Below are 2152 nucleotides of genomic sequence, written 5' to 3'. Positions count from 1 at the left end.
GTCCGGGTCGGGGCGGGGGTGGCCGATGGCCGAGCGCAGGGCGCCGGGCGGTCCGTCGAGTTCGTGGAGGGCGCCGCCGTATCCGGCGACGCGGGCCAGGACGGCGGCGGCGTCGCGCAGGCGCACGGCGCGTCCGGAGCCGATGTTGATGACGCCCTGCGCTGCGGAGAGCGAGGCGGCGTGGACGGCGCGGGCCACGTCGCGGACGTCGACGAAGTCGCGCTGCGCGCCGAGGCCGCCGAGTTTCAGCTCGCCGTCCCCGGACTGCATGGCCCGGCGCATGGCCTCGGCGAGACGGCCCAGCGGTGAGCCGGCGGGGGTGCCGGGTCCGGCCGGTGAGAAGACGCGCAGGACGACGGCGTCCAGGCCGGAGCCGAGGACCAGTTCGGTGGCGGCGAGTTTGCTGACGCCGTACGGGCCGCCGGGCCGGGGCACGGCGTCCTCGGCGGTGGAGGAGCCGGGCTGGCTCGGGCCGTACTCCGCGCTGCAGCCGATCTGCACCAGCCGGGCGCCGCAGCCGCTGCGGCGCAGGGCCTCGCAGACGGTGGCGACGGCGACGGTGTTGTGGCGGGTGAGTTCGCGGGCCCCGCCGCGGGTGGCTCCGGCGCAGTTGACGACGACGCCCGGGTGGACCGCGTCGAGGAAGCGGGTGAGGGCGCCGGGGCTGCCGGAGGCGAGGTCGAAGCGGACGTCGGCGTCGTCACCGCGGCCGAGGGCGGTGAGCTGCACGGCCGGGTCGGCGAGCAGGCGGTCGGCGACGAAGCGCCCGATGTAGCCGTTGGCTCCGATCAGCAGGACTCTCATCGCACGGCTCCCCATGTCGCCGGGGTTCCTGGGTGGGTGATCATGCGGGTTCTCCTCGAGGCGGAAAGGAACGGACAGGACGGGTGCGGCCTGCGGCGGTGGGGCCGGTGTGCGCGGCGCTCATCGGACGGCCTCCGGCGGGGCGTGGGCCGAGGCCCGGGTGAGCTTGCGGGTCGTGTGGACCAGGAGGGCCAGCGCCGCAGCTCCGCAGGTGAGGGTGGGGACGCTGCCGGCGCCCCAGGCGGTGACGAGGGCTTCGACGGGGGTGGCCAGGACACCGGCGCCCGGGAGGCGGGAGGCGAAGACCGTGGCGAGGGCGGCCGCCTCGACCGTGGCCGCCGCGGTGAGGACCACGGCGGGGGCGTAGGTGAAGCCGTGCGTGGTGAGGAGGCGGGCCAGGAAGAGGAGGGCGCCGAGGGCGAGGCCCTGGGCGTATGCCGCGGGCTCGCCGAGGGCCGTGCCGCTGAGGGCGAGCAAGGCTGCCAGGGCGCCCAGGAACAGGGCGAACACACCGAGCAGGAGGGGGCGTACGGCGGCGGCGAAGTCCTCCAGGCCGCGGCTGGCCGCGAGTTTGCGGCGGGCTCGGGCGGTGAGGAGGTGCGCGGTCCAGGCGGCGGGTGCGCAGGCCAGGGCGAGGGCCAGGACCGGGGCGGCGGTGAGGGGCCAGGGGCCGTCGGCCGTTCCGGTGGGCAGGGTGTCGGGGCCTCCGGCGAGCGCGTTGTCGAGCAGGCCGTTGCCCAGGAGGGCGTAGGCGACGAGCCACACGGTCCAGGGAGTGGTCCTGCTGGAGGCCGCCTCGGGGCGCGGCCCGGGCCCGTCCGTGTCGGTCCTGCTCAGGGGCCCCCTGCGCAGGGCCGCGCGGAGGGCGAGGGCAACGGCGAGGGCCCCGGCTGCCGCCGCGAACAGGCGCGACCGGCCGTGGGTGAGGTGCACGGCGGCGATGGCGGCGGCGCACAGCGCCCCGGGCAGGAGAGTCAGCAGGACCCAGTCGACGCGCACGCGGGGAGCGGCGGGCGGGGCGGGCAGGGGCGTGTCTCCGTCCCGGGAGACCCGCGCGTACATCTCCTCGGCGAGGGAGAAGACGTCCCGGTGCCGGAAGCGGGCGGCGGTCCGGTCGGTGAGGCCGTGCGCCTCCAGTCCGGCGGCGATCTCGAGGGGGTCCACCGCGCGCTCACAGAGCTCCCGGTGACGGTGCATCAGCGTCTTCACCGGATCGACGGCGCCCCGCCGAGAGGTGGAGGCGGGGCGCTCGGAGACGGAATCGGACTTGCCGGGCCCCGTCCCGTCGAAGGCAGACCCCGGCTTCGCGGGCCCCCGCCCGTCAAAAGCAGACCCCGGCCTTCCAGGC

At 77.0% G+C, this 2152-nt stretch carries 2 protein-coding genes; both read right to left on the bottom strand.

What is annotated here, in order from left to right:
• Nucleotides 1–804, bottom strand: an 804-nt coding sequence (locus K4G64_RS39060) for an NAD-dependent epimerase/dehydratase family protein (protein WP_221760587.1), incomplete at its 3' end; no start/stop codon positions are given.
• Between the two features lie 120 nt (nt 805–924).
• Nucleotides 925–2152, bottom strand: a 1228-nt coding sequence (locus K4G64_RS39055) for a hypothetical protein (protein WP_260461577.1), incomplete at its 5' end; no start/stop codon positions are given.

The organism is Streptomyces sp. WAC04114 (genome assembly GCF_019733245.1).
GTDB lineage: Bacteria > Actinomycetota > Actinomycetes > Streptomycetales > Streptomycetaceae > Streptomyces > Streptomyces massasporeus_A.
This window is presented reverse-complemented; position numbering and strand designations above follow the sequence as displayed.